The following is a 26,315-nucleotide window of genomic DNA, read 5'->3' on the forward strand; positions in this document are numbered from 1 at the left end:
CTCGCGTGAGGCTCTACCCGGCCTATCCGAGCAACCCTCGCAAGGCGCATCGAGGACGGGCCGCCCCGCCTCCGCAAGGACATACAGTCTTCGTCGCTTTGCTCCTCGCAATGACGGGGTTGGGAGTTACGATCGCCCGCAAAAGTCGCCGCAAACCTTTGGAAACGCTCAAACCGACTCGAATGCGGCGCGCGGCCGTGCGGTCAGGCTTCGGTCGCCGTCCTCGGTCCGCGAAAGCCGGTGGCGAGCACGTAGAACTCCGCGCTGTCGGCGCGGCTCGCCTTCGGCTTGACGTGGCGGACGAGGGCGAACTCGCGTTTGAGGCGAGCGAGCAGATCGCCGTCGACGCCGCCCTGCAGCACTTTGGCGAGGAAGTAGCCGCCGGGCGCCAGGACCTCGCAGGCGAAGTCGGCGGCGAGTTCGACGAGGCCGATGATGCGCAACTGGTCGGTCTTGCGGTGGCCGGTGGCGTTGGCGGCCATGTCCGAGAGCACGCCGTCGGCGAGGCCGCCGAGCCAGGCGCGCAGGCGCTCCGGGGCCTCCGGGTCGTGGAAATCCATGGTCTGAAACTCGACGCCCTCGATCGCGTCCATCTGCAGAAGATCGATGGCGACGACCCGGCCGCGCCCCGCGCGGGAGGCGACCCGCGCCGCGGCGACCTGGCTCCAGCCGCCGGGGGCGGCGCCGAGATCGACGATGCGGTGGCCCGGCTTCAGCATCCTGTACTTGTCGTCGATCTCGAGCAGCTTGTAGGCGGCGCGGGAGCGGTAGCCCTCCCGCCGCGCCTGCGCCACGTATGGGTCGTTGAGCTGGCGCTCGAGCCAGAGGGTCGAGGCGAGCGAGCGCTTGCGCGCCGTCTTGACGCGGGTCTTGAGCGCCCGTCCGCCCTCGTGACCGGAACTGCCGCGGGTCATCGGAACGGCCTGCGCCGGTGGGGACCGACGCGGTCGTCGCGCATGAGCTGGCTCAGGATCCCTTCCCGGAGGCCTCGGTCGGCGATTCTCAGCCGCTCGGCCGGAAACTCCGCCCGGATCGCCTGCAGGATGGCGCAGCCGGCGAGCACGAGGTCCGCCCGCTCGTGGCCGATGCAGGCGTTGGCGGCGCGCTCGGCGTAACTCATCGAGCGGACGCGTTCGATCGCCGCGTCGACCTCGTCGCGTTCGAGCCACAGGCCGTCCACCGCCCGCCGGTCGTAGCGCGGCAGGTTGAGGTGGACGCCGGCGATCGTCGTCACGGTGCCGGAGGTGCCCAGCAGGTGAAAGCGGTCGCAGCGCGTCTCGTCCGCCACCCGGTCGACGAACGGCTTCAGCGCCTCCGCGACATAAGCCGTCATGTCGGCGAAGATGCGGTCGGTCACGTCGACGCCGCCGAACGTCTCGGCGAGCGACACCACGCCGAGCCGCATCGATTCCCAGGCGAGGACGCGGCGCCGGGGGGATCCGGGATCGCCGCCGCCGAGCCAGATGATTTCCGACGACCCGCCGCCGATGTCGAACATCACGATCGACTTCGCCTCGCGGTCGGCGAGATCGCCGACGCCCGCGGCCGCCAGGTGCGCCTCGGTCTCGCGGTCGACGATCTCGAGCGCCACGCCGAGTTCGTCGCGCACCTTGTCGACGAAAGCCGGCCCGTTCTCCGCCGAGCGGCAGGCTTCGGTGGCGATGCTGCGGGCGCGGGTCACGCCGCGCGCGGCCATCTTGTCGCGGCAGACGCGCAGCGCCGCGAGCGTCCGTTCGATCGCCGCGTCGCTCAGCCGCCCGGTCCGCGACAGACCCTCGCCGAGCCGCACGATCCGCGAGAACGCGTCCACCACCCGGAACCCGTCGGCCGTCGGTCGGGCGACCAGCAGGCGGCAGTTGTTGGTGCCGAGATCGAGGGCTGCATAGGTGCCCGCGTGCCCCGCCGGCGGACTCCGGGTCCCGGCGGCCTTTGCGTCGGCCCCGAGCACGGGACTCGACGAGAATGCGTCAGTCAAGATCAAACCTCGGAAAGCCGGGATGGCGAAAGCGCATCCGCAGGGCTTCTGTTCGCCGACGACTGTAACAATCCTGACGAGCAATGCAAATCGGCCCGCCCCCGGCCGCTCACGGCTTGAAGAACGGATGCCGGATACGGTCGCCGACTTTCACCCCGATCGCAGCGGCGACGCCGCCGTTGACCTCGAGCACCGCCGCGCATGGCGGACCCGACGGAATGACGCGCTCGGACAACGGCTCGGCGCGCGTCGCCACGTTCGTGACCACGCCGGCCGGCGAGACGAAGATCATGTCCAGCGGGATGTAGGTGTTCTTCATCCAGAACGCGACCGGCGCTGTCTCCTGGAATTCGAACAGCATGCCGTGGTCGGCGGGCAGGTAGCGGCGGTTCATCAGGCCGCGCTCCCGGCTCGCCTCGTCGGCGGCGATCTCGACCATGAAGTCGTGCGCGCCCGTCGCGGTCACCACCTGAAGCGGCTCCAGCCCCTCCGCCCGCGCGGCCCCGGTGACGGCGACGATCAGCGCCAGCAGCGCGTAGGCGATCCAGTTGCGAGCCCCGACGCCTGCCATCGCTTTCGCTCCCCCAGCGGAACAGCCGCTCAATTCGGCGCCAGGATGCGCGATCCGTCGAGCGGCCGCACCTCCGCCGCCATCAGCCCCTTCGGCCCGGGACCGAACCGCGCCAGCATGCTGTCGCCGGGCTTGGGGTCGACGAAGCCGTGTCGCCGCAGCGTCTCCATGTGGACGAAGATGTCCTCGGTGCCCTCGCCGCGGGTGAGGAAGCCGAAGCCTCGGGTCCGGTTGAACCACTTGACGATGACAATCTCGAATCCGCCGACGGAGGCTGCCTGCGAGCGGGTCCGGGCGGGCGCCGGCGGCGCATAGCCGAGTTCGGGCTCGGCGACGGAAATCACCTTCAGAACCTGAAGGCCGCGCTCCCGGCGCTGCGCCTCGGCGACCACCCGCGATCCTTCGCGCAAACTGGAGAAGCCGTCGCGGCGCAGCACCGTGACGTGGATGAGAACGTCGGCCGCGCCGTCGTCCGGGATGATGAAGCCGTAGCCCTTGGCGGCGTCGAACCACTTGACGCGGCCCGCGACCTCGACGACCGAAGCCGGCTCGTCGCCGCCCTGATGAAAGTCCGACACCGCGCTCTGCGGCTTGCTGACGTCCTCGCCCAATTCGGCCCCCTACACAACGCCGGCCGCTCCGGGCCGCCCAATCGTACCGACTGCGCATCGGGAAAGCGAGCCTCGGGCGACCGAGAGGCTCAGCCGCCAGACCCGAATCTCTTCGTCAGACGATAGCAAATCGAGATGGGTTGAATAGAGCCGGGACACAAAAGTTCAGCGGGCCTGTGGACAGGCAAGACCGCGCCGCATCCTCGCGGAGCGGCAGGATCGGCGCACCCCCCCCCGGGCTACTCCGTCTCTTCTTCGGGCTCCGGCGGGGGGGCGAGCCCCTCGAGCCCGCGCAGGAGGTCCTCCTCGGTCATCCGGTCGAACTGCGGCTCGGCGCCGAGTTCGATCTGCGACTGGGCGTTCGGGTTGACCATCAGCGGAGCGGCCTCGGCCTCGGGCTCGTCCACCTCGACGTGCTTCTGCAGCGCGTGAATGAGGTCTTCGCGAAGATCGCCCGGCGAGAGCTTGCCGTCTCCGATCTCGCGCAGCGCGACCACCGGGTTCTTGTCGTTGTCGCGAGCGACGTTGATCGGCGCGCCAGACGAGATGGCGCGGGCGCGATGACTGGCCATGAGGACGAGATCGAAGCGATTCTCGATCTTCTCGATGCAGTCCTCGACGGTGACGCGAGCCATGCAGACTCCTTCAGGAAACAGGAAAGACAGGGGGAATCGAAGCGCGCGTCTACACCCTGCCCGCCTCGGAAGCAAGGTCCGCGACTCGTGACCGCCCGGCCCGGATCCGGCGCGCGGCGGCGCAAAAGGCCGCGGAGAACCGCTCGACGTCGCGTTCCGTGGAGCCCCATCCGACGCTGAGCCGGATCGCGCCCCGGGCGAGGTCGGGGGCGACCCCCATCGCGGCGAGCACATGCGACGGCGCCACCTTGCCCGACGAGCACGCGGCCCCCGAGCTGACCGCGACGCCCGCGAGGTCGAGGGCGATCATCAGCGTCGACGCCTCGATTCCGGGAACGGCGAAGCACAGCGTGTTGGCCAGCCTCGGCGCGTCGCGCCCGAACTCGACGGCGTCCGGAGCGGCCTCCCGGACCGCGTCGGCGAGGCGCTGGCGCAGCGCCGCCAGACGGGGCGTCTCGTCCGCAGCCTCGATTGCGGCGATTTCGGCGGCGGCGCCGAACCCCGCGATCGAAGCGACGTTTTCCGTGCCGGCGCGGACGCCGCGCTCCTGCCCGCCGCCGCGCAGGAGGGGATGGCCGAGGCTCGTCCCCGCGCTCGCCGAGATCAGGGCCCCCGCCCCTTTCGGTCCGCCGAGCTTGTGGGCCGACAGCGCGAGGGCGTCGGCGCCGAGCCCAGCGAGGCTGAAGGCGACCCGCCCGGCGAGCTGCACCGCGTCGCAAAAGACAAATCCGCCGGCGGCGTGGACGATCGCCGCCGCCGCCGCGACCGGCTGGACGACGCCGGTCTCGTTGTTCGCGCCCTGCAGCGCCAGCAGCGCCCGGCCGGGGCGGCGGCAGGCGTCGGCGAGCCAGTCGAGGTCGATCCGGCCGTCGCCGAGGAGCGGCGCCGTCTCGACCGCCGACGGCGGAAACCGGTGGCCGTGCAGGACGCACGGATGCTCGCCCGCCGAGACGATCAGCCGCTCGAGCGGCGGCTCCGCCGGCCCGAGACCGAGGCGCGGGTTGAGCGCGGCGTTGGCGGCCTCGGTCGCCCCCGAGACGAAGGTGACGCAGCGCGCCGGAACGCCCGCGAGACGGCCGACGTCGGCGCGCGCGGTCTCGACGAGTTGACGCGCGGCTCGTCCTTCGGCGTGGACGGACGACGGGTTTCCGGCGGTATCGAGCGCCGCAACGACCGCGGCGCGCGCCTCCCGGCGCAACGGCGCGGTCGCGTTGTAGTCGAGATAGGTCCTGATCGGCCTTTCAGCGACCATCCGGTCTCTCTTCCACTTGCGCGAAACACTCCGCCTGGCGCCGCTCGGACGCGGTTTTTCCTTGCAATCTCGGGCGCCCTGCGTGCTATGAGGCTGCCGCCGAGGCGAGCCTCCCCCGATCGACCCGAGACATAGGCGCGCCGGACCGGGGCCGCAAGCCGTGTCTCCACGGACGGAAGCGGAAGCCGACCGGGTGTATCTGGAGTATTCATGCCCGAAGTCTTTTTCAACGGTCCAGCCGGTCGTCTGGAAGGCCGTTTTCATCCCGCCAAGCAGAGGGGCGCGCCGATCGCTGTCGTTCTCCACCCGCATCCGCAGTTCGGCGGAACGATGAACAACCAGATCGTCTACAATACCTATTACAACTTCGCCGACCGCGGCTTTTCGGTGCTGCGCTTCAACTTCCGCGGCGTCGGACGGTCGCAGGGGGCGTTCGACCACGGCCAGGGCGAGCTCAGCGACGCCGCCTCGGCCCTCGACTGGGCGCAGTCGATCAGCCCGGAGGCGCGGGCGTGCTGGATCGCCGGGGTCTCGTTCGGCTCCTGGATCGGCATGCAGCTTCTGATGCGCCGGCCGGAGATCGAGGGATTCATCTCGATCGCCCCGCCGGCCAACCGCTTCGATTTCAGCTTTCTCGCCCCCTGCCCGTCGTCGGGCCTGTTCGTTCACGGCGACAAGGACCGCGTCGCGCCGCTCCGGGAGGTGCTGGCGCTGATCGAGAAGCTGAAGACGCAGAAGGGCATCGTCATCGAGCATGCGGTGATCCCGGAGGCGAACCATTTCTTCGAGGACTGCATCGACGACCTCCAGTCGGTCGTCGGGGCCTATCTCGACAAGCGGCTCGGCATGCCGCGCCACGCGCCCTCGCCCATCCGCAAGGAACGCGCCAAGCCCGTCCCGCCGAAGGACGACGCCACCGAAACCGAATAGGCGAAAAGCGTGTCGCTCATCACGACGACGGAAGAGCTCGAAGCCGCGTGCCTCCGGATGGCCCGCCACCCGTTCGTAACCGTCGACACCGAATTCCTGCGCGAGACCACCTTCTGGCCGGTCCTGTGCGTGATCCAGCTCGCCACCGACGATGAGGCGCTCGCCATCGACGCCCTCGCCGAGGGGCTCGACCTTCAGCCTCTGCTCGGCCTGATGGCGGACGAGCGCGTGGTGAAGGTGTTCCACGCCGCCCGCCAGGACCTGGAGATCTTCTGGAAGCTCAGCGGCGTCCTGCCGACGCCGTTGTTCGACACCCAGGTGGCGGCGATGGTGTGCGGCTACGGCGACCAGGTGTCGTACAGCGAGCTCGTGCAGTCGGTGTGCCGCGTGCCGGTCGACAAGTCGTCGCGCTTCACCGACTGGGCGCGCCGGCCGCTCGCCGAGGCGCAGATCGCCTACGCGATCGGCGACGTCACGCACCTGCGCGACGTCTACCGGGCGCTCACCAAGCGCCTCGCCGCGACCGGACGCCAGTCCTGGCTCGACGACGAGATGAAGGCGCTGACCTCGCCCGAAGTCTACGAGCAGCATCCCGAACGCGCGTGGGAACGCTACAAGACCCGCGCGCGCAAACCCCGCGACCTCGCCTGCCTGATGGAGCTCGCCGCCTGGCGCGAAAGCGAGGCGCAGGCGCGCGACGTGCCGCGGTCGCGGGTGCTGAAGGACGACGTGCTGATCGAGCTGTCGCTCGCCGCGCCGCGCAGCCTCGAGGCGCTCGCCAACCTGCGCGCCTTCCCGCGCGGCATGGAGCGCTCGCGCGCCGCCGGCGAAATCCTGGAAGCGATCGAGCGCGGCGTCGCCCGCGACCCCAAGACCCTGCCCAAGGTCGAGCGGGAGCGGCGCAACGGCGGCGGCGGCGGCGCGACGGTGGAGCTTCTCAAGGTTCTCCTGCGCCAGGTGAGCGAGGAAAGCGGGGTGGCGGGCAAACTGATCGCCACCGTCGACGACCTCGAGGCGATCGCCGCCAACGACAAGGCGGACGTCGCCGCCCTGTCCGGCTGGCGACGAAAACTGTTCGGCCAGCGGGCGCTCGAGCTCAAGCACGGCCGGCTGGCGCTGACGGTCGAGAACGGCAAGGTGGTCACGCTCGAGTGGCGCGACGCCGAGGGCCCGCCGGCGGAGGGGTGAACGGCGACCGACCCGGCTCGTTGAATCCCGGCGCCCCCGAAACGATCTCAGCGGGATAGGCGCCGAAAGCTGTCCGAAAGTAACTCCCAAGCCGGCAGCGAACAGCGCCGTCATCGCGAGCGAAGCGAAGCGATCCAGGGCCGCTGGGCTGCTGTTGCGCCCTCTGATCGTCCCGCCGCCCTTCGTTGCGAGCAGAAGACGGAGCGATTTTTTCCGCAGGAGGCAAGCGGCGGCATGGGTTGCTTCGTCGCTTCGCTCCTCGCAATGACGGGGTTGGCAGTTACGTCCGAAAGTAACTCCCAAGGGTGGGATCCTAACACTTCGTCATCGCGAGGAGCCCGAAGGGCGACGCGGCGATCCAGGAGCCGTCCGCGCTGCCGGCTGCCGAAGCGCTGGACTCCCCTGGCGGCAGGCATCGGCGTCCCGGACTCCTGGATCGCCACGTCGCTTCGCTCCTCGCGATGACGGCTTTGAAGCGAGCCCCGCCTTGGGAGATACGTCCGACAGGTGGCGCACTCGCGCGCCAGATCGGGGCGCCTGGCGCGAAGGCACGCGCGATGTCATCGCGGTTAGCAGTTTCAGAGGGATACGACCTCCCTTGCGCACGCTCCGCGAAGCGCCTCGGCGAGAGAATAATGCGCCTGCGCGTCGCCGATGCGACACACCCGCGGCATAGCTCGAGAGCACCGGCCGAACGCCATGCTCGACATTATTTCTGATCTTGTAACGTTATGCTACCATAGTTTCTGGAAAACGTAAAGAATTTGCCGCAGCTCACCCCGCCCGCCGTCCCGCCCGGCGGGGAACAAAGATGAACGTGTCGACACTGCTCATTGCGCGGCGGCGAGGTGGAGCGCTCCGGCCTCGCGCATCTCGACATAGAGCGCCGAAGGGGCATAGTCGTAGCCGTTCGGCCACGTCGGAACGCCGCCCTCGACGAAAACGCGGTTGAAATACGCCGGGTCTCGGAGCGGCGTGACCATCGGCCCGGTCCGCGCCAAAAGTTCTCTCAGGTCAGCGACGCCTTCGCAGCCGTCGCTGAACCGCACCCAGAGCCGAAACGCCTCCATCGGCTTCACCTTCACGATGTCTACCATCGGATAGTCAGTCGTCATCGGTTCCGGTATCCTTTCGAGTGGCTGCGATCCCGCAGCGATTCAATGGCTGAAGTACTTTTCTTTGTTTTCGAAACGATAATCGGCGCAATCACGGCTTTGCGCAAGTAAGGGCGCAGTTTTGAGTAGAGGACATCTCCCTTGTCGGATTTGGATTTTTGGCTGAAAACCTTCTCTTCGACTGCAGGCTGTTCGCTGACGCTGTGAAGGCCCGCCCGGGCGCCGGCCTCATCCGGCGCGGCGGCGCAAAGCCTCCTCGAGAAAATCGTCCATCCGCCCCGCCACCACGCCCATGTCGTACAGCGCCTCGACCCGGGCGCGGCCGGCGCGGGCGAGGGTTTCGCGCACGTCCGGCGCATCGACGAGCGCGGCGAGCGCCGCCGCGACCGCCTCCGGGTCGACCGGGTCGACCGTCAGCGCGTCGCGGCCGCAGACTTCGGCGAGGCCGCCGAGGCCCGAGGCGACGAGCGCCGCGCCGCTCGCCAGCGCCTCGAGCGCGGTGCGGCCGAACGGCTCCGGGCTTTTCGTCAGCGCCATGCCGACCGAGGCGCGCGCCCAGGCGCGCTTGACCTCGGCGTAAGGCAGATTGGCGTCGATCCGCACCCGTTCGCCGAACGGCGCCGCGGCGGCGCGCAGCGCACGCACCGTCTCCGGCTCGCGGTCGACCGCCGACAGGATGAACCGGGCGCTCCAGTCGGGCCGTGTCCGCAGCGTCCGGGCGACCGCCGCCATCGCCTCACGATGGCCCTTGTCGTCGATCCCGCGGCCGACCGAGAGAATCAGCTTGTCCTTCACGCCGGCGCTCGACCATTCGCGCATGTCGAGCCCGTTCGGGATGGCGCGCATCGGCGCGGTCGCGCCGGGGAAATTGATGCGAAAGCGGGCGAGGCAGTCCTCGCTGCAGAAGGCGAGACCCGCGAGGCGGTTGAGTTCGAAGGCGCGCTCGGCGCGCTTGAGGGCGCCGTGCGCCGCCTTCTCGTAGGCGTGGCTGTGCAGGATCACCGGGAGCCCCGAGGCCGCCGCGACCACCGCCGCCGCCGGCAGGTGGTTTTCCACCACCGCGACCTCGACGCCCCGGCGCTTCAAGAGCCGTCCGACCGCCCACGCCTTGCCGAGATTGCCGCCGAAACCCGCGTCGGGAACCGTCTCGATCGCGACGCCTTCGAACGGCTCGTCCACCTTCGGGCAGACGACCAGCGTCGAGGCGGCGAAGCGGCTGTGGCGGATCAGGTCGCGCACGCACAATTCCACCGCCGCGGCCCCGTTCGGGCCGAACGTCGAATTGCGCAGGAAGACGTAGGCGAGAGTCGGATGTCGGGTCACGGTGCCTCCGCGTCGAGGGCCCAGGGGACGCTCGACCGCGGGGGGCGCTACACGCGGAGCCGGAAAGCGTCAATCGCCGGGCCGGACGCGGGGCGCCGACGGTCGCGCCGATCGCGAATCGATCCGCGCGACGGATTCAAAAACGAGCGGCGACCCCACAGGTTTTCGAGCAATCGAACGGCGCGGGACGACGACCATGCGATAGTATGCGAAATCGCTTATGCCGAAACGTTCGGTGCTTATGGCGTCGATCGGCCCGATAAACCGACATTCGTTCCAACAACAACCGCAGAATGATACCCTCAGTCCGGCGAATGTGGCCTATGGTGGACTTCGAGACCTCGTTCGAGACCGCATGACCATCCTGACCGTGAGACATCTGACGACCTATTCCTACGCCGCCCCGGTCCGGCTCGGCGAACACCGGATGATGCTGCGTCCGCGCGACAGCAACGATCAGCGGCTTCTCGAGGCCAGTCTGGAGATCGAACCGCGCCCGCGCCGGCTGCGCTGGATTCACGACGTGTTCGACAATTGCGTCGCGATCGCCGACTTTTCCGGGGAAACGCGGCGCCTCGAGGTCGAGAACGTCATCACCCTCGAACACATCGCGTCCGACGAGCCCGACTTCCTGCTCGAGGAGCGCGCCCGCACGTATCCCTTTTCCTATGACGCGGAGGAAATGCCGGATCTCGCGCGGGCGATCGAGCGACACTATCCCGACCCGTCCGGCGAGCTCGAGCGCTGGGTCCGGCGGTTCGTCAATCAGGGGCGCCCGACCGAGACCGCCGGGCTGCTGATGACCCTGACCGATGCGATCAAGGAGGGCGTCGCCTACGAACGGCGCACGGCGAAGGGAACACAGAGCCCCCTTCAGACGTTGTTGACGCGGCGCGGCTCCTGCCGCGACTACGCGACGCTGATGATGGAGGCCGCCCGTACGCTCGGTTTCGCCGCCCGGTTCGTCTCCGGCTATCTCTACGTGCCGGGAGGGGGCGCCGACGACGACCATCCCCGACGCGGCGGCGGCTCGACCCACGCGTGGTGTCAGGTCTACCTGCCGGGGTCGGGCTGGGTCGAATTCGACCCGACCAACGGCATCGTCGGCAATCGCGACCTCATCCGGGTCGCGGTCGCGCGCGACGCCCGTCAGGCCATTCCGCTGCACGGGTCCTACTGGGGCAAGGCCGAGGACGAGGAAGGCATGGTCGTCACCGTCGTCGTCCGGCGTCTGCCGGATCCGGAGCCTGCGAATCGCGAGCGCCCTTGATCCGGCGCCTCGACCCATCCGACGCGGGCTGCGGCGATCCCGCCCGGCCCTTCACTGTAACGCCAAGAGGAGCGACCCATGCTGATCGAAGCGGGCTTCGACATCGCCTTTGAATGTCCGGCCCCGACGCCGATGCTGCTTCAGCTCCGTGTCCATCCGACGCGGGACGCCGACCTCCTCACGCCCGACCGGATCGTCTCCGAGCCGCGGCTGCCGATGCGCGAGTACCTCGACCAGTTCGGCAACCGGGTCACGCGGGTCGAGGTTCCCGCCGGGCTGGTCACCTTCTCCAACCGCTTCGTCATTCACGACAGCGGCCTGCCCGACGCGACGCCGCCCGACGTGGGGACCACCCCGATCGCCGACCTTCCCGACGACGCCCTCTTGTTCCTGCTCTCGAGCCGCTATTGCGACAGCGACAAGCTCGCCGATTTCGCCTGGTCGCAGTTTGGAAGGAACGCCGGCGGCGCGCGGTGCATGCGGGCGATCTCGGATTTCGCGCATGAAAAGATCCGGTTCGACTACAAGCAGGCGCGCTCGACCCGCGCCGCCAGCGACTCCATGCACGAAGGCGTCGGCGTGTGCCGCGACTTCGCCCATCTCGCCATCGCGCTCTGCCGCTGCATGAACATGCCGGCCCGCTACTGCACCGGCTATCTCGGCGACATCGGCGTGCCGCCCGACGTCAACCCCGGCGACTTCAGCGGTTGGGCCGAGGTGTTTCTCGACGGACGCTGGTGGACGCTGGACGCGCGCCACAATCATCCGCGCATCGGCCGCATCGTGATGGGCCGCGGCCGGGACGCGGCCGACGTCGCCATGTCGACCGCCTTCGGCGTCGCCAATCTGAAGCGCTTCGTCGTCGTGACGGACGAGAAAACCGAGGGGCGATAGCGCGCCAGGGGCGCGCCGAGAACGGCCCGAGGCTTGTCACCGGGCCCGCGGGCGCGCAAAGTCCGGGATTGCTGGGCGGGTTTCCCGCGAAAGTCGGGTGACATGGTCCGTCTCATCACGCTTGCCGACCCTCCCCCGCCGCTGTTCGCAGCCGCGCAGCCGATCGCGCGCGCCCCGTTCCTGCCGATGTCGCGCCGGGAGATGGATGCGCTCGGATGGGACGCCTGCGACGTGATCCTGGTCACCGGCGACGCCTATGTCGATCATCCGAGCTTCGGCATGGCGATCGTCGGGCGGCTGCTCGAGGCGCAGGGGTTTCGCGTCGGCGTGATCGCCCAGCCGGACTGGCGGGACGCAGAGGCGTTTCGCGCGCTCGGCCGGCCGAGACTGTTCTTCGGCGTCACTTCGGGCAACATGGATTCGATGGTCAACCGCTACACCTCCGACCGGCGGCTGCGGCACAACGATTCCTACACGCCCGGCGGCGAAGGCGGCAAACGCCCGGATCGCGCCGTCATCGTCTACGCCCAGCGCTGCCGCGAGGCGTTCGCCGGCGTCGGCGTGGTGCTCGGCGGCATCGAGGCCTCGCTGCGGCGCATCGCCCATTACGACTACTGGTCCGACAAGGTGCGGCGCTCGACGCTGTTCGACGCCAAGGCCGACCTACTGCTCTACGGCAACGCCGAGCGCGCCCTGGTCGAGGTCGCCCGCCGCGTCGCCGCGGGCGGGATGGCCCAGGACTTTTCCGACGTGCGCGGCCTCGCCTTCGCCCGCGCGAAAACGCCCGAGGACTGGCGCGAGGCCCCTGTCGACGATCTCGACGCCGCTTCCGAAGGCCCGCGCGGGCGGGACGGGAACATCGTCATCCGCCTGCCCTCGTGCGAACAGGTCGCGGCCGACCCCGAAGCCTACGCCCGCGCTTCGCGCGTCCTGCACCGCGAGAGCAATCCCGGCAACGCCCGGCCGCTGACCCAGCGCCATGGCGACCGCGACCTCTGGCTGACCGCCCCGCCCCTGCCGTTGGCGACCGCGGACATGGACGGCGTCTACGACCTGCCCTACGCCCGCGCGCCCCACCCTTCCTACGAGGGGGCGAAAATCCCCGCCTGGGAGATGATCCGCCATTCGGTGACGATCATGCGCGGCTGCTTCGGCGGCTGCTCGTTCTGCTCGATCACCGAGCACGAGGGGCGGGTCATCCAGTCCCGTTCGGAAACCTCGATTTTGAAGGAAATCGAGACGATCCGCGACACGACCGAGGGCTTCGCCGGGATCATTTCCGACATCGGCGGCCCGACCGCCAACATGTACCGGATGGCCTGCAAGGACGAGGAGACGGAGGCGCTGTGCCGGCGCCCGTCGTGCGTCTATCCCGACATCTGCAAGAATCTGAACACGAGCCACGACGCGCTGATTTCGCTCTATCGCAAGGCGCGGGCGATCCCGGGGGTGAAGAAGGTGATGGTCGCCTCGGGCGTGCGCTACGATCTGGCGGTGAAGAGCCCGGAATACGTGCGCGAACTGGTCGAGCATCACGTCGGCGGCTATCTCAAGATCGCGCCCGAGCACACCGAAGCGGGCCCGCTGGCGAAGATGATGAAACCCGGGATCGGCGCCTACGATCAGTTCAAGGCGATGTTCGACGCCGCCGCGAAGGCCGCGGGCAAGGAATATTTCCTCATCCCCTATTTCATCGCCGCCCACCCCGGCACCACCGACGAAGACATGATGAATCTGGCGCTGTGGCTGAAGCGCAACCGCTACCGCGCCGACCAGGTGCAGACCTACCTGCCCTCGCCGATGGCGCTGTCGACGGCGATGTACCACTCGGGCTTCAATCCGCTGAAACCGGTGCGGCGCGGCGCCTCTGAAAAGGTCGAGGCGGTGAAGGGCTTGCGGCAACGGCGCCTGCACAAGGCCTTCCTGCGCTACCACGACCCGGACAACTGGCCGATCCTGCGCGAGGCGCTGACGGCGATGGGCCGGACCGACCTGATCGGGCCGGGCGCGCGCCATCTCGTGCCGGGCCGGCAGCCGCTGACGGCGCAAGGCCCGGAGCGGCCGGGCGCGAAGGCGGCGAAACCGGCGGCGCGCACATTCGCCACCCAGGGCGTGCGCAAGCCGGCGCGGCCGGCGCGCGAGTCGTAACGCCATCGTCGCGCGCGCAGCGCGACGATCCGCTGCGATTTGCGGCGGGCCCCCTCCACCAGCCTTCGGCTGGTCCCCCTCCCCCGTTCCGCTTCGCTTCACGGGGGAGGAAAGCGGCGACGGCGCCGATTTCCCCCCTGCGAAGCGCGGGAGGGGGACCATGCGACCCCCGGACTTGATCCGGGGGATGGTGGTGGGGGCGAGCGCCGAGGCTCGGGCGCCGCGATTGCGGAGCCGGGCGAATCTTGCTTGAAGGGCCGGGCGCGTCGCTCGGCGCGAAGGAGCCGATCGATGGCCAGCGCAGATCCCGACCACCCTCCCGCGCTCACCCACATCGGCGCCGAGGGCGAAGCGCGCATGGTCGACGTCTCGGAGAAGAGCGCGACCAGCCGGGTCGCGGTCGCGGAAGGGCGGGTGCGCATGGCGCGGGCGACGCTCGAAACCATCCTCGCCGGCGACGCAAAAAAGGGCGACGTGATCGGCGCCGCGCGCATCGCCGGCATCATGGGCGCGAAGCGAACCTCCGACTTGATCCCGCTCTGTCATCCGATCGCGCTCGCCAAGGTCGTGGTCGACGTCGCGCCGGACGCGGCCCTGCCCGGCCTCGTCGTACGCGCGGAAGCGCGCGCCGTCGGCCCGACCGGGGTCGAGATGGAGGCCCTGACCGCGGTCGCGGTCGCCTGCCTCACCATCTACGACATGGCCAAGGCGATCGATCGCGGCATGAGCGTCGAAGGCGTGCGGCTCCTGGAAAAGCGCGGCGGCAAGTCCGGCGAATGGCGCGCGGACGCGTCGTCGGGCGCGGCCCCTCCCTTGCGGACCAGAGACGGCGAACCATGACGAGAGACGATGGAGGCAAACCCATGAGCGGCCCGATCCCGGTCGAGGAGGCGCTCCGGCGCGTGCTGGCCTCGGCCGAGGCGCCGCTCGGCGAGGAGCGGGTCCCGCTCGAGGAGGCGTTCGGCCGGGTGCTGGCGCGGGACCTCGTCGCGCTGCGCACCCAGCCGCCCTTCGCCAATTCGGCGATGGACGGCTACGCCGTGCGCGCCGTCGACGCCGCCGCGCCGGCGGCGACGTTGCGGGTGGTCGGCGAAGCCGCGGCGGGGCGCGCCTTCGCAGGCCGCGTCGGGGCGGGCGAGGCGGTGCGCATCTTCACCGGCGCCCCTGCGCCGGCGGGCGCGGACGCGATCGTGGTGCAGGAGGAGGTCCGGCGCGACGGCGACCGCGTCACGCTCGGGCGGCCGGCGCGCATCGGCGACAATCTGAGGACCGAGGGGCTCGACTTCCGCGAAGGCGAGCGGCTGCTCGGCGCCGGGCGGCGGCTCGGGCCGCGCGACATCGCGCTCGCGGCGGCGGCGAACCACGCCGCGCTTTTCGTGCGCCGCTGCGCGCGGGTCGCCATCCTCGCCACCGGCGACGAATTGGTCGCGCCCGGCGAGCCCCTCGGGCCGTCGCAGATCGTCGCCTCCAACAATTTCACCGTCGCCGGGATCGTCGAGGCGTGCGGCGGCGTCCCGATCGACCTCGGCATCGCCCGCGACTCGATGGCGGCGCTGGACGAAGCCATCCGCGCCGCGCTCGCCGCCAAGCCGGACGTCCTCGTCACGCTCGGCGGCGCGTCGGTCGGCGACCACGACCTCGTCCAGAAGGCGCTCGCCGCGGCGGGCATGGAGCTCGGGTTCTGGAAGATCGCCATGCGGCCGGGGAAGCCGCTGATGCACGGGCGGCTCGGCGACCTCCGCGTGCTCGGCCTGCCGGGCAATCCGACCTCGTCCACCGTCTGCGCCGTCCTGTTCCTGAGGCCGCTCATGCGGGCGCTGCACGGCGAGCCCGATCCGGGCGCCGACCCGACCCGGCCGGCCCGCCTCGCCGTCGACCTCAAGGCCAACGGCCCGCGGCAGGACTACCAGCGCTGCGCGCTTTCCCGCGACGCCGACGGCCGGCTGATGGCGACGCCGCTCGCGTTGCAGGATTCGTCGCTGGTCAAGGTGATGGCGTATGCCGACGGGCTGATCGTCCGGCCGCCGGACGCCGCGCCCGCGAAGGCGGGCGACGCCTGCCGGGTGCTCGCGTTCGACGAACTCGGGGTCTAGGTCGGCCGCGTCGGCGCGCGCGGGCCGGGAGGCGCCGGTGGCGCGATGCTGTCGCGCGACGGCCAGTGGCCCTGAACGACCGCGAACAGGTAGGCGGTCGACAGGCCGAACAGAATCACGCCGTTGAGCGCCTCGAGGGCGCCCATCAGTCGCCAATGCTCCGCGAGTCCGAGATTGTCGTGGCCATAGGTCGTCATGGCGTTGAGCGAGAACAGCATCGCCGACCGGGGATCGGTCAACGCGCCGAGCGCGACATAGGCGGTCCCCCAGGCGGCCGCCTCGGCGCCGTGCAGGACGGTCAGGAGGAGCGCCGTCGTCCCCACGACGGCGGCGAAGACCAGGGCCGAGCGGCGCATCTGCAGGTGGGTCGCCAGCCGGCCGACGCCATATTGGTGAATGAGGGCGAGTCCGAAGGCGTGCACGAGCACGGTGAGCACGACGAGCGGCACGCCCCAGACCCAGTCGGCGGTCCAGCCTTCGGAACTTTCGAGCAACGTTCCGACCTCCGGGCGGCGCGACGGACAGGCGACGCTCAGTACAGGACGGCGAGGACCGCCTTGGAAAACGCCTCGACCCGTTGCGTCTTCTCAGCGTCGCTGAGGTCGGGAACCTTGGCGACGTTGGGGCAATAGGCGGTGATCAGGTAGTTGACGATCTCGTCCGAACGGGCGGCCGGATAGCGCTTGCGCAGCCCGTCGACGATGGCGGGAATCTGGGACGTGACGTCGGCGCCGGTCAGGACCGGCGCGAGCAAGTCGATCGCCGCCGGCGTCTCTCTGATCACCCCGGGCGCGCCCGACGGCTGCGCCACGGGACACGCGAACTCTCCGGCAGACGCCGCGCCGAGCGCGGTTCCGGCGAACAGCGCCGCGAGGACCGCGCACGCGATGGCCCGATCGATCATGACGCCCCTCCGGTTGTTTTGCAGCGAGCGGCGAGTGGCGAGCGGCGAACGACCGGGGCCCGTTCCCTGGTCGCCGTTCGCCATGGCGCGCCCTTTCAGTAGTACCAGCCCGGCGCCATCGGACCCCAGGCGCCGCCCCAGTCCTCGGCCTCCGCCATGTTCAGCTCGGCCGTCGTCTCCTGCATCTGGGCGATGTTGTTGGCGACGCGGATCTGCTGGTAGGCCTGATAGGCGGTCGGGCCGCCGACGAAGGCGCAGTTGCAGCCGGCGGCGTCGGCGTAGATGTAGACCGGGCCGCTCTTGCGCTGGGAGAAGACGATCGTGTTCTGCGGCAGCGCCTGAAGCTTGGCGACCCGCGCCGGCGTATCGGCCTGAAGACGGACGAAGCCCGCGGCCGCGAGCTGGCCCTCCTTCTCCTGCGCGCCGACGCTGGCGCAGCCGGCGAGCCCTGCGAGCGCCGCCAGCCCGGCGAACAGCGCGATGTTTCGATCAATCATGCGGCCCCTCGCCTCTTTTCGGCTTTGATCGCGGGACCTTGGCGCGCGCCTCCGGCCAAGTCAATCGAGGAAACGGCGGTTTTCCCCTCGTGCGCGGCCCGGGCCCCGCCCGGGCGCCGCGCCGTCGCCGCCTCACACGCGCGCGCCGACGATCGCGCGCCAGAAACCGCTGAAACCGAGTTCGAAGCCGACGATCGAATAGTCGAGATCGATCGAGTCCATCACCTCGTAGGCGGAATTGTTGCAGATCGAGAAGATGATCAACCCGTCGTTCGACACGTGGTGGCGCGCCTGGCGCAGGTAGGAATCGGTGATCAGCCCGTGCGGGTCGCACAGACTGAACTTCTCGATGTCGTTCTCCGGGGTCTTGTCGATCATCGGCGTGTTGAACACGATGAGGTCGAAATCCCGCTCTTCGATCTTCTCGAACAGGTCGGACTGGAACGCCGTCAGGGTGAGGCCGTTGAGGGCGGCGTTGTCGAGCGTCGCCTGCACCGCGACCTCGGAAATGTCGGTCGCGACCGTCCTCGAGGTCCAGTTGGCCGCCATGTAGAGCGAGATGATGCCGCAGCCGGCGCCGATCTCGAGCGTCTTGCGAATCTTCTCCTGGTCCATCGCCTTGATGTTGCGGATGAAGAATTCCGAGCTGGAGTCGGGGAGCGGGTGATAGACGCCGGCCGGCACGTCGACGACCAGCCCGTCGGTGAGGATGCGCTCGGGCACCGCCTGCCTGCGGACCAGGGCGGCGTGGGCGGCGGCGATGTCGAAGACGGACGTGTTGACCAGATCGGCGACGCCGAGTTTGCGCAGAACGGACAGACGCGCGCCGGTCCGGTATTCGATATTCATGGCGTTCGCCTTTTTGAAATGGATTGGCGCACTTCCCCCGCGACCCCTTATGCCTCTTCGCGGCGCAACGAAAGCCCGGGTCGGGGATCGATACGTTCGACCGGTCCGTCCGGATCAGCCCTCCCGCCCGCGCTCACTCTCATGCCAGTCGGACAACAGCCAGTGCGACAGCGCGGTGAGAAACACATGAATTGTGATGCCGGCGACCGAGATCAAGAGGAGCGCCGCGAACATGCGCGGAATATTGAGGCGAAAACCCGATTCGACGATGCGATAGGCGAGGCCTGAGCCCTGCCCCGCCGACCCGGCGGCGATCTCCGCCACGATCGCCCCGATCAGCGCGAGGCCGCCGCTGATGCGCAGGCCGGCCAGGAAATAGGGCAGCGCCGAGGGCAGCCTGAGGAAGGTGAACTGCTGCAGCCGCGACGCCCGGTACATAGCGAACAGGTCGACGAGATTGTGGTCGGCCGACGACAGGCCGAGCGTGGTGTTGGCGAGCAGCGGAAAGAACGCGACGAGGAACGCGCAGACGAGCACGGCGAGCGCGGGCGTGAGATAGATCAGCAGCAAGGGCGCGATCGCCACGATCGGCGTCACCTGAAGCGCGACCGCGAAGGGATAGAACGCCCGCTCGACCAGCCGCGACTGGGCGAAGATGATCGCGAGCGTCACGCTGCCGATCACCGCCGCGACCAGCGCCTTGAGCGTGATGGTCAGCGTCACCCAGAGCGAACTCGACAGCGTCCCCCAGTCGCTGAACAGGGTCGCGATGATGACGCTCGGGGCCGGCAGCAGGTAGGGCGGGATGGCGTACCACCTCACCACGCCTTCCCAGAACGCCAGCCCGCAGCCGAGCGTGAAGGCGGGGACGGCGTAGCCGACAAGATCGTCGCGGGTCATTGCGAAAGCTCGCTCGCGGGCGTCTCGCCCATGGATTCGTGCAGGGCCGCCGACGTCCTGCGGCAGGTCTCGGCGTAGGCGGCGGTCATGCGGAAGCCCTCGCTCCGGATCGGCGGGGCTTCGACGCTGATCTCCGCGAAGGCGCGTCCGGGACGCGCCGCCATTACGACGATCCGGTCGGCGAGATAGACGCTCTCGAACACCGAATGGGTGACGAACACCACGGTCGCGTTGAGCGAGGACTGCAACTCGGCGAGGTCGTCGTTGAGCTTGAGGCGGGTGATCTCGTCGAGAGCTGCGAACGGCTCGTCCATCAGCAGCACCTGCGGACGGGTGACCAGCGCCCGGGCGATCGACACGCGCATCTTCATGCCGCCCGAAAGCTGCCGCGGGTAGGCCTTGGCGAACGCCGAGAGCCCGACCTGGGTCAGCGCCTCCTCGATTTGCGGCCGCGCCTTCTCCTTGCTGACGCCGGCGAGCCGGAGCGGCAGCCAGACGTTGGTGAACACGTCCGACCACGGCATCAGGGTCGGCTCCTGAAACACGAAACCGAACTGGGGACGCTCGCAGCTCCAGACGATTTCCCCGCGGCTCGGCTCGGCGAGGCCCGTCAGCAGCCGCAGCACCGTGGACTTTCCGCATCCGGACGGGCCGAGCAGCGACAGAAATTCGCCCGTGCGGATTTCGAGGTCGAGCCCGGACAGGGCCATGACCTGATTCTTGAAGATCTTGTCGACCTTCCGGAAGGTCGCCAGCGCGGGCGGCCGGGCCTTGGCGGGCGAGGCTCCTCCCCCCGGCGACGGGAAGGTGACGATCTTGGTCATTCCGTTCCCCCGAACAACGACCCTGCTCGACGGCTGCGGCCGCGCTGGACGAGAGGGCCCTTCCTCGGGGCCGGGACCGCCTTCCCGGCGATTCCTGCTCCCGCCAACATTCCACCCTCGTCGTTCTGGTTGCATCCGCGCGGACGCCCGCCTTTTTTGACTGAACACAAAACCGAACCGCCGTCCAGCGCAACATTCACATTCGCGCCCGCGCCCGCGCACGGGACGCCGGCGGTCCTTGACGACCAACTCGGCCGCATGCGATTCGCCACGCAGCGCGGCGGATACGGAAGCCGGCTCCGGAGAGGTTTCTCGTCCATGGCCAGGGATTACGTCGCCGACAATCTCGCAACGCCCCGCCTCGACCATCTGTTCCCCAACATGGCGGAGTTCGACCGCAGCGTGACCACGTGGCCGTGGCTCAGGCGCGACATCGATCATCCGTACCGGGCGGACCGGCGCAACCCGATCGTCGGCTTCATCAACCGCGACGAGGCGTCGATCCTCACCGCCAGCGCCCGGCTGTTCGCCGGACGGGCGGGTCTCGAGATCGGCGCCTGGCGCGGCTGGTCGACCGCGCACCTGATTTCGTCGGGCCTCGGCTCGCTGCATGTGGTCGAGCCGCTGCTGGCGGACCCCGACTGGCGGGCCGAGTTCGAAGCGGTGGTGCGCGCCGCCGGCGGCGAGGCGACGACGATCCTGGTTCCCGAGCCGAGCCCCGCCGCGGTGACGCGTCTGGGCCAGTCCGGCGCGCGCTGGTCGTTCGCCTTCATCGACGGCGATCACGACGGCGAGGCGCCGGCGCGCGACGCGCTCGCCTGCCTGCCGTACCTCGAACCGACCGCCATGGTGCTCTTTCACGACCTCGTCTCGCCCCATGTCGCGCAGGGCCTGCGCGCGATGGAGCGCGCCGGCTGGAGCGTGATGGCCTACCAGACTGCGCAAATGGTCGGCGTCGCCTGGCGCGGCGACGTCGCCCCCGTCGCGCACCGCCCTGACCCCGAGCAGACGTGGAGCGTTCCGGACCACTTGCGCGGGATCGCGATCGCCGGCGTCGCCGGAGCCTGACTCCACGAGAACCAAGGGAGACCGGGATGGGTTGGACAATCGACTTCCGGGCGGCGGCCATGGCGGCCGTCGCCTGTGCGATCGCGGCGCCGGCCATGGCTGCCGAGACCCAGTCCGCCCGCGCCGACGCGGGCCAGATCCCGCGCGGACAATACCTCGTGTCGATCGCCGGCTGCTCCGACTGCCACACGCCCGGCGGCATGCTCGGCAGCCCCGACATGAAACGCTACCTCGGCGGCGCGGACGTCGGATTCTCGATTCCGGGTCAGGGCGTGTTCGTCGGCGGCAATCTGACGCCCGACCCGGAGTCGGGGCTCGGCAAGTGGACCGGCGACCAGATCGTCACCGCGATCCGCAAGGGCAAGCGACCCGACGGAAGCGAACTCAGCGGGGTGATGCCGTCGGCCTCGTTCGCCAACCTCACCGACGACGACGCCTACGCCATCGCGGCCTTTCTCAAAAGCTTGCCGCCGGTGCGCAACACAATCGTCTCGTACAAGTCGGGGCAGACGGTCCCGATCGCCGTCTCGGCGGTGCTGCCGCCCGAGGTCTACAACGCTCTGCCCGCCTCGCAGAGGTAGACGCCGGCCGACGCGTTGGCGTTCCTCCTCCAGCTTCGCCGCAGCAAAGCCGGGAAGGATTCCGCGCCCCTGAGGTTTGGGGATGCCGCGGGGTCGCGCTCGAGCCGAGCGCGGCCGCCCGCGTTCACGCCGGCGCGTTCAGCGCTTCGGGACTGGCCGGCGTGATGGCGACGCTTTCGCCGCAGCCGCAGGCCGAAGTCTCGTTGGGGTTGCGGAACGAGAAGCTCGCCGACAGCCGGTCGACGGCGAAATCCATCTCGGCCCCGAGCAGGAACAGGACCGCCTTGGGGTCGATCAGCAGCCTGACGCCCTTGGTCTCGACCACCTCGTCGAGCGGCGACGCCTGGTCGGCGAGCTCCATGGTGTAGGACATGCCGGCGCAGCCGCCGTTTTTCACGCCGACTCTCAGTCCCGCCACCGGCCGCCCGGCCGCATCGGTCAGCTCGCGCACGCGGGCCGCCGCCGCGTCGGTCAAAGTCATCGCCTGCCGCCGCAGGAGCCTGGACGCCATCGTTCGCCTCCGTCAACCGGGTTCAAGGCCCGGCGCCGTCGTTGCGTCATATAGCATCGGGGCTTGCGGTTTGACAGGGGCCGGGGGCGGGTTCCGGCGCGCGGCGCTTCATGGTAGAGGCGGCGGCATGAGCAGGCGCAAGCACGACGACGACCCTTACGACGCCCCGACGATGCATCGCTGGACGGCGAAGCACTATGTGGTGATCGCGGTCCTGGTGATCGTGGTGATGGGGATGTTCGCCTACAGCTGGTCGTGATTCCCCGCGCCGCCGCCGTCCTGGCCGCGGCCTGCCTGATCCGGCCCTGTGTCGCGCAGACGGTCGCGCCGAGCGCGATCTACGCCGGACCGCAGACCGCAATCGCGGTCGAAGGGGCCCGGCGCATCAATCTCCATTGCCAGGGGTCGGGCCGTCCGGTCGTGGTGCTCGACGCCGGCGCCGGCGGCAGCATGATGATCTGGCGGCGCGTCCAGCCGGAGATCGCGACATTCACCCGGGTCTGCGCCTACGACCGCGCCGGCCTCGGCTTCAGCGATCCGGCGGAGCGCCCCTCCGACGTCCGCGCCATGGCCGACGATCTGCATCGCCTGGTGCGCGCGGCGCAGATCCCGGTCCCGTTCGTGTATGTCGGCCACTCGCTCGCCGGGCTCATCGGCCTGCTCTATGCGTCGACCTTTCCCGACGATGTCGCCGGGGAGGCGTTGGTCGATCCGACCCTGCCCCGCCCGGCGCGGCGCGCCGCCGGCGACGGCGCGGCGATCGAGGCCGCTGACCCGATCATCGAGGCCCTGCGCGCCTGTCTGGCGCGGGCGCGGGCGGGCGGACTCGCGCTCGCCGGCGGCGCGCCGGTGCGCCGACCCCGGCGACGAGCTGGCGGTGGACCCGGACGCGGCTGCGGACGGCGTCCTCGTGGGCGCCGCGCGCCTGCGCGGCGCCCTGCCGCGCACGTGGGAGGCGAGCCTCTCGGAGCGCGAGGCGCTCGCGCCGCGCCCCGGCCGCGCGAGCGTGGACGCGGCCGAACTCGCGGCCGCGCGCCTCACCCTCGCCGGAAAGCCGCTCGCCGTGCTGACGGCGGGCGGCCGGGGAAACGACGCCGGACCGGCGCAGGCCTGGCGCGAGGGCCACGACCGGATCGCCGCCCTGTCGACCCGGGGCCGGAACACGATCATCGCGAACGCCGGCCACACCATCCAGGTCGACCAGCCGCGGGCGGTGATCGCCGCGGTGCGCAGCGTCGTGGAGGCGGCGCGCGGCGAGTAGCGCCGGCTGGAGCTTCTGGTCCGCTTGTGGCAAAGCCAGTCCTTCGACCGTCTTCCGGGATCAAGATGACGCTTCCCAGCCAAGCCGACCTCCTCCTCCGCATCGCCGAGGCGCTCGAACGGCTCGCGCCCCCCGCCCCGGCGCGACCCGACTTCGACGCCGCCGAGGCCTTCGTGTGGCGCGCCGAAAAGGGGACGCTGGCCCCGGTCGCGAAGGTCAACCGCGTCGACCTCGCGCTCCTGCGCGGCGTCGACCGGGTGCGCGACCTGCTGGTCGAGAACACCGAGCGGTTCGCGCGCGGCCTGCCGGCCAACAACGCGCTCCTCTGGGGGGCGCGCGGCATGGGCAAGTCGTCGCTGGTCAAGGCGGCGCAGGCGACGATCAACCGCGCGCCCGGGATCGACGGCCGCCTCAAGCTGGTCGAGATCCACCGCGAGGACATCGAGGGCCTGCCGGCGCTGATGAGCCTGCTGCGCGAGGCGCCCTGCCGCTTCATCGTGTTCTGCGACGACCTGTCGTTCGACGCCGGCGACGCCTCCTACAAGTCGCTCAAGGCCGCGCTCGAAGGCGGGGTCGAGGGGCGCCCCGGCAACGTCGTCTTCTACGCCACCTCGAACCGCCGCCACCTGATGCCGCGCGAGATGATGGAGAACGAGCGCTCGAGCGCCATCAATCCCGGCGAAGCGGTGGAGGAGAAAGTGTCGCTGTCCGACCGCTTCGGCCTGTGGCTCGGCTTTCACCACTGCAGCCAGGACGATTTCCTCGCCATGGTGCGCGGCTACGCCAGTCACTTCGGCCTCGACGCGCCGGCGGACGCGATCGAGCGCGACGCGCTCGAGTGGGCGACGACGCGCGGCTCGCGCTCGGGCCGCACCGCGTGGCAGTTCACCCAGGACCTCGCCGGCCGGCTCGGCAAGCCGCTCGGGGGGTGACCGCCGGTTTCGACGCCGGAGCGGCGTCGGCGTCGGGCCGGATCCTGGTCGGGGGAGGCGGCGGACGCCGCGCCCAGGGTCCTAAAAGGGCGGCGCGAACCCGCGCCGCCGGTTTTGTCGGGGAATGCGGCCGCGCTACGCCTTCGACGGCTCGACCTTGCGCCCGCGGCGCAGTCCGAGGAAACCGAGCCCGGCGAAGCCCGCGCCCATCAGCGCCCAGGTCGCCGGCTCCGGCGCGGCCGGGGCGAGCGCGTTGACCGTCACGTAGCCGTTGAGGCCGTAAGTGTTGCTGTAATGACCGTTCGTGGCCGGCGCCAACACGACGTTGGTGAAGTTCTGCGCGACATAGGAACCGCCGCCGCCGCCGCCGCTGCCGCCCGGAAAGTAGTAGCCCGGCCCGAACCCGGTGAACTGGAACGAGCCGCCGCCGCCGCCGCCGGAGAAGCCGCCGCCGCCGCCGCCGCCGAAGTCGCCGCCGCCGCCGCCGCCGCCGAAGCCGCCAGCGCCGCCGCCGCCGCCGGCCGCGGCCTGCGACGTCGCCGAGACGGGAGTCTTCCCGCCATTGGGACCGGCGCCGTCCGATCCGGCGCTGAAGACGCCCCAGCCGCCGCCGCCGCCGCCGCCGTAGGTTCCGCCGCCGCCGGCGCCGCCTGCCCCGCCTGCGCCGCCCGCTCCGCTGTTTATGCCTCCGCTCCCGCCTGACGTGCCCGAATAGCCCCCAGCGTGGCCGCTCGAGTAGAACTCGCCCCGGCCGGTTCCGCCGCCGCCGCCGGCCGCAACCAGGACGCCGTAAGCGCCGAACACGAAACTGCCGCCGCCGCCGCCGCTGCCGCCCGGACCGTTGACGCCGACGCCGGAGCCGCCAGCCAGGATCGTCAGCACGGATCCCGCGTTCAGGTTGACGTCGCCGCCGGCCTCCGCGCCATAGCCGCCCTGCGCGATGCCGCTCGGGCCGCCCTGGGCCCCGTAGGCCAGGATTTCGTACACGCCGGTCGTCGGAACCGTCCATTGGACTTCTGCGCCGGTAAAGTCGAACGTGGTCGCGTCGGCCGCCGTCGCCGCCGCGGTCAACGCGAGCGCCGACACCCCGGCCAGCAAGACCCTGTGTTTCAGAAATTTCAGCAAGTCCCGTCCCTCCTCGTCGAAGTCGAGGACGACCCGGCGCTAACCGCGCCCCTGTTCGACCCGTTCAGTCCGCAATCGCCTGCGCCTGACCGCCCGCCGCTCGCCCTCCGAATCGCTCATAGCAAACCAATGTTGACTCTGCAATCATCACCAAACGTCAGCGCTTGCGGAATTTCGAGGATATTCCACAAGGCCGTCCGCGTAACGCGGGAGGCCCGAACACCGCCGCCCGAAACCGGGAAACGGGCGGATTCCGGGCGCCGGCGGAGGGCGCATCGCCGACCCGGCCGGGCACGGAGGAGACCGCGGGTTTTCCTCGTCGCGGCTGGAAACCTTTTGTCCGTCCGCGCGTTGTCGGGGCCTGGAGGATCCCATGAACGACCACGCATCCGTGACATCCCTGTACACCGCGCTCGTCGATGCGAAGAACGGTTACGGCGAGGCGGTCAAGGACGCCGAGCGAGCGGACCTGAAGACGCTGTTTCAGGACATGATCGCCCTGCACGAAAGGGCGCTCGCGCAACTGCGCCCCGAACTCGAGGCCCGCGGAGTCGAGGCCAACGATCGGGGCTCGTTCATGACGAACGTGCACGAGACCGTGATCGCGGTCCGGTCGGCCGTCACCGGCCTCGACGAACGCTCGCTCGCCGGCTTCGCCGACGGCGAGGAGCGGATCTTGAAGAGCTACGACGCGGCCATCGCGGAATCGGCGGGCGATGCGGCGCTCGCCGAGACGCTGGAGCAGCAGCGGGCGGCGCTCAGCGCCAAGGTCGAGGGCATGAAGAGCGCGGCCGAGCGGGCCTAGCCCGGATTTCTCAGACGATGCAGCGCATCGGGTCTCGGCCCGACGCAGACGGA

At 70.1% G+C, this 26,315-nt stretch carries 29 protein-coding genes and 1 pseudogene; 14 read left to right on the top strand and 16 right to left on the bottom strand.

Annotation, left to right across the window (positions count from 1 at the left end):
• Positions 1–203: 203 nt before the first annotated feature.
• The 6 genes from DFR50_RS12775 to DFR50_RS12800 form a co-directional block, all read right to left on the bottom strand.
• The gene (locus DFR50_RS12775; RefSeq protein ID WP_113889663.1) at positions 204–914 is read right to left on the bottom strand and encodes an RlmE family RNA methyltransferase; all 711 of its coding nucleotides are present in this window, start codon (positions 912–914) and stop codon (positions 204–206) included.
• Positions 911–1,975 carry a Ppx/GppA phosphatase family protein gene (locus DFR50_RS12780; RefSeq protein ID WP_245427698.1) on the bottom strand — a complete coding sequence of 355 codons (1,065 nt, stop codon included), beginning with the start codon at positions 1,973–1,975 and terminating at the stop codon, positions 911–913. Before DFR50_RS12780 ends, DFR50_RS12775 begins: the two co-directional genes overlap by 4 nt.
• A gap of 109 nt (positions 1,976–2,084) precedes the next feature.
• The gene (locus tag DFR50_RS12785; RefSeq protein ID WP_113889665.1) at positions 2,085–2,546 is read right to left on the bottom strand and encodes a DUF192 domain-containing protein; all 462 of its coding nucleotides are present in this window, start codon (positions 2,544–2,546) and stop codon (positions 2,085–2,087) included.
• Positions 2,547–2,575: 29 nt separating this feature from the next.
• The gene (locus DFR50_RS12790; protein ID WP_113889666.1) at positions 2,576–3,157 is read right to left on the bottom strand and encodes a cold-shock protein; all 582 of its coding nucleotides are present in this window, start codon (positions 3,155–3,157) and stop codon (positions 2,576–2,578) included.
• A gap of 239 nt (positions 3,158–3,396) precedes the next feature.
• Positions 3,397–3,792, bottom strand: coding sequence for a DNA-directed RNA polymerase subunit omega (gene rpoZ / locus DFR50_RS12795; RefSeq protein WP_113889667.1), 396 nt, complete (start codon positions 3,790–3,792; stop codon positions 3,397–3,399).
• A gap of 49 nt (positions 3,793–3,841) precedes the next feature.
• Positions 3,842–5,044 carry a cysteine desulfurase family protein gene (locus tag DFR50_RS12800; RefSeq protein ID WP_113889668.1) on the bottom strand — a complete coding sequence of 401 codons (1,203 nt, stop codon included), beginning with the start codon at positions 5,042–5,044 and terminating at the stop codon, positions 3,842–3,844.
• Positions 5,045–5,254: 210 nt separating this feature from the next.
• On the opposite strand from DFR50_RS12800, the gene DFR50_RS12805 reads away from it, so the two are divergent.
• Entirely contained in the window at positions 5,255–5,974 is a 720-nt protein-coding gene (locus tag DFR50_RS12805; protein WP_113889669.1) for an alpha/beta hydrolase, read from the top strand.
• A 9-nt stretch (positions 5,975–5,983) separates the two neighbouring features.
• Positions 5,984–7,162 carry a ribonuclease D gene (gene rnd, locus DFR50_RS12810; RefSeq protein WP_113889670.1) on the top strand — a complete coding sequence of 393 codons (1,179 nt, stop codon included), beginning with the start codon at positions 5,984–5,986 and terminating at the stop codon, positions 7,160–7,162.
• A gap of 830 nt (positions 7,163–7,992) precedes the next feature.
• On the opposite strand, the gene DFR50_RS12815 is transcribed toward rnd, so the two are convergent.
• Both DFR50_RS12815 and DFR50_RS12820 read right to left on the bottom strand, forming a co-directional pair.
• A complete protein-coding gene (locus tag DFR50_RS12815; protein ID WP_210208880.1) occupies positions 7,993–8,277 on the bottom strand; it encodes a DUF2442 domain-containing protein in 285 nt (94 codons plus the stop codon).
• A gap of 228 nt (positions 8,278–8,505) precedes the next feature.
• Complete coding sequence (locus DFR50_RS12820) at positions 8,506–9,600, bottom strand: glycosyltransferase family 4 protein (RefSeq protein WP_113889671.1); 1,095 nt, start codon at positions 9,598–9,600, stop codon at positions 8,506–8,508.
• Positions 9,601–9,955: 355 nt separating this feature from the next.
• On the opposite strand from DFR50_RS12820, the gene DFR50_RS12825 reads away from it, so the two are divergent.
• The 5 genes from DFR50_RS12825 (at position 9,956) to DFR50_RS12845 (ending at position 16,005) form a co-directional block, all read left to right on the top strand.
• Positions 9,956–10,870: a transglutaminase family protein gene (locus tag DFR50_RS12825; protein WP_113889672.1), complete on the top strand. Its 915-nt coding sequence runs from the start codon at positions 9,956–9,958 to the stop codon at positions 10,868–10,870.
• A gap of 78 nt (positions 10,871–10,948) precedes the next feature.
• Complete coding sequence (locus DFR50_RS12830) at positions 10,949–11,764, top strand: transglutaminase-like domain-containing protein (protein ID WP_113889673.1); 816 nt, start codon at positions 10,949–10,951, stop codon at positions 11,762–11,764.
• A gap of 102 nt (positions 11,765–11,866) precedes the next feature.
• The gene (locus tag DFR50_RS12835; protein ID WP_113889674.1) at positions 11,867–13,912 is read left to right on the top strand and encodes a YgiQ family radical SAM protein; all 2,046 of its coding nucleotides are present in this window, start codon (positions 11,867–11,869) and stop codon (positions 13,910–13,912) included.
• Positions 13,913–14,203: 291 nt separating this feature from the next.
• Complete coding sequence (gene moaC / locus DFR50_RS12840) at positions 14,204–14,752, top strand: cyclic pyranopterin monophosphate synthase MoaC (protein WP_113889675.1); 549 nt, start codon at positions 14,204–14,206, stop codon at positions 14,750–14,752.
• Positions 14,753–14,775: 23 nt separating this feature from the next.
• Complete coding sequence (locus DFR50_RS12845) at positions 14,776–16,005, top strand: molybdopterin molybdotransferase MoeA (RefSeq protein WP_113889676.1); 1,230 nt, start codon at positions 14,776–14,778, stop codon at positions 16,003–16,005.
• Here the strand turns inward: DFR50_RS12845 and DFR50_RS12850 are convergent.
• The 6 genes from DFR50_RS12850 to DFR50_RS12875 all read right to left on the bottom strand — a co-directional run bounded on the left by DFR50_RS12850 (position 16,002) and on the right by DFR50_RS12875 (position 19,979).
• Positions 16,002–16,499, bottom strand: coding sequence for a hypothetical protein (locus DFR50_RS12850; protein WP_210208881.1), 498 nt, complete (start codon positions 16,497–16,499; stop codon positions 16,002–16,004). The genes DFR50_RS12845 and DFR50_RS12850 overlap by 4 nt on opposite strands.
• 38 nt (positions 16,500–16,537) lie before the next feature.
• Positions 16,538–16,909, bottom strand: coding sequence for a hypothetical protein (locus tag DFR50_RS12855; RefSeq protein ID WP_147262753.1), 372 nt, complete (start codon positions 16,907–16,909; stop codon positions 16,538–16,540).
• Between the two features lie 95 nt (positions 16,910–17,004).
• Positions 17,005–17,406, bottom strand: coding sequence for a hypothetical protein (locus tag DFR50_RS12860; protein ID WP_113889678.1), 402 nt, complete (start codon positions 17,404–17,406; stop codon positions 17,005–17,007).
• A gap of 132 nt (positions 17,407–17,538) precedes the next feature.
• Entirely contained in the window at positions 17,539–18,255 is a 717-nt protein-coding gene (locus tag DFR50_RS12865; RefSeq protein WP_113889679.1) for a methyltransferase, read from the bottom strand.
• 114 nt (positions 18,256–18,369) lie between these two features.
• Positions 18,370–19,155: an ABC transporter permease gene (locus tag DFR50_RS12870; protein ID WP_113889680.1), complete on the bottom strand. Its 786-nt coding sequence runs from the start codon at positions 19,153–19,155 to the stop codon at positions 18,370–18,372.
• Complete coding sequence (locus DFR50_RS12875; protein WP_113889681.1) at positions 19,152–19,979, bottom strand: ABC transporter ATP-binding protein; 828 nt, start codon at positions 19,977–19,979, stop codon at positions 19,152–19,154. The genes DFR50_RS12870 and DFR50_RS12875 overlap by 4 nt, the downstream gene beginning before the upstream one ends.
• Positions 19,980–20,297: 318 nt before the next feature.
• On the opposite strand from DFR50_RS12875, the gene DFR50_RS12880 reads away from it, so the two are divergent.
• Both DFR50_RS12880 and DFR50_RS12885 read left to right on the top strand, forming a co-directional pair.
• On the top strand, positions 20,298–21,047 hold the full coding sequence (locus DFR50_RS12880; RefSeq protein ID WP_170153193.1) for a class I SAM-dependent methyltransferase: 750 nt from the start codon (positions 20,298–20,300) through the stop codon (positions 21,045–21,047).
• Between the two features lie 26 nt (positions 21,048–21,073).
• Complete coding sequence (locus DFR50_RS12885) at positions 21,074–21,628, top strand: c-type cytochrome (protein WP_210208882.1); 555 nt, start codon at positions 21,074–21,076, stop codon at positions 21,626–21,628.
• 124 nt (positions 21,629–21,752) lie between these two features.
• Here the strand turns inward: DFR50_RS12885 and DFR50_RS12890 are convergent, their stop codons facing one another.
• The gene (locus tag DFR50_RS12890) at positions 21,753–22,139 is read right to left on the bottom strand and encodes a HesB/IscA family protein (RefSeq protein WP_245427701.1); all 387 of its coding nucleotides are present in this window, start codon (positions 22,137–22,139) and stop codon (positions 21,753–21,755) included.
• 127 nt (positions 22,140–22,266) lie between these two features.
• Between DFR50_RS12890 and DFR50_RS33315 the strand changes: the two genes are divergently transcribed.
• From DFR50_RS33315 to DFR50_RS32955, 4 genes and pseudogenes are all read left to right on the top strand, one after another.
• The gene (locus DFR50_RS33315; RefSeq protein ID WP_281015963.1) at positions 22,267–22,398 is read left to right on the top strand and encodes a hypothetical protein; all 132 of its coding nucleotides are present in this window, start codon (positions 22,267–22,269) and stop codon (positions 22,396–22,398) included.
• A 194-nt stretch (positions 22,399–22,592) separates the two neighbouring features.
• Positions 22,593–22,793 (top strand): annotated as a pseudogene (locus tag DFR50_RS33590) (alpha/beta fold hydrolase); the annotation flags it as partial.
• A gap of 223 nt (positions 22,794–23,016) precedes the next feature.
• A complete protein-coding gene (locus tag DFR50_RS32950; protein ID WP_245427707.1) occupies positions 23,017–23,400 on the top strand; it encodes a hypothetical protein in 384 nt (127 codons plus the stop codon).
• 65 nt (positions 23,401–23,465) lie between these two features.
• Positions 23,466–24,332, top strand: coding sequence for an ATP-binding protein (locus DFR50_RS32955; RefSeq protein ID WP_245427710.1), 867 nt, complete (start codon positions 23,466–23,468; stop codon positions 24,330–24,332).
• A 135-nt stretch (positions 24,333–24,467) separates the two neighbouring features.
• Here the strand turns inward: DFR50_RS32955 and DFR50_RS33320 are convergent, their stop codons facing one another.
• Positions 24,468–25,457, bottom strand: a complete 990-nt coding sequence (locus DFR50_RS33320; protein ID WP_170153194.1) for a PEP-CTERM sorting domain-containing protein — start codon at positions 25,455–25,457, stop codon at positions 24,468–24,470.
• Between the two features lie 373 nt (positions 25,458–25,830).
• Here DFR50_RS33320 and DFR50_RS12910 point away from each other — a divergent pair, with 373 nt between their 5' ends.
• Positions 25,831–26,262 carry a PA2169 family four-helix-bundle protein gene (locus DFR50_RS12910; RefSeq protein ID WP_113889685.1) on the top strand — a complete coding sequence of 144 codons (432 nt, stop codon included), beginning with the start codon at positions 25,831–25,833 and terminating at the stop codon, positions 26,260–26,262.
• Positions 26,263–26,315 lie beyond the last annotated feature (53 nt).

Origin of the sequence: Roseiarcus fermentans, from assembly GCF_003315135.1 — a bacterium.
In the GTDB taxonomy this organism is placed as follows: domain Bacteria; phylum Pseudomonadota; class Alphaproteobacteria; order Rhizobiales; family Beijerinckiaceae; genus Roseiarcus; species Roseiarcus fermentans.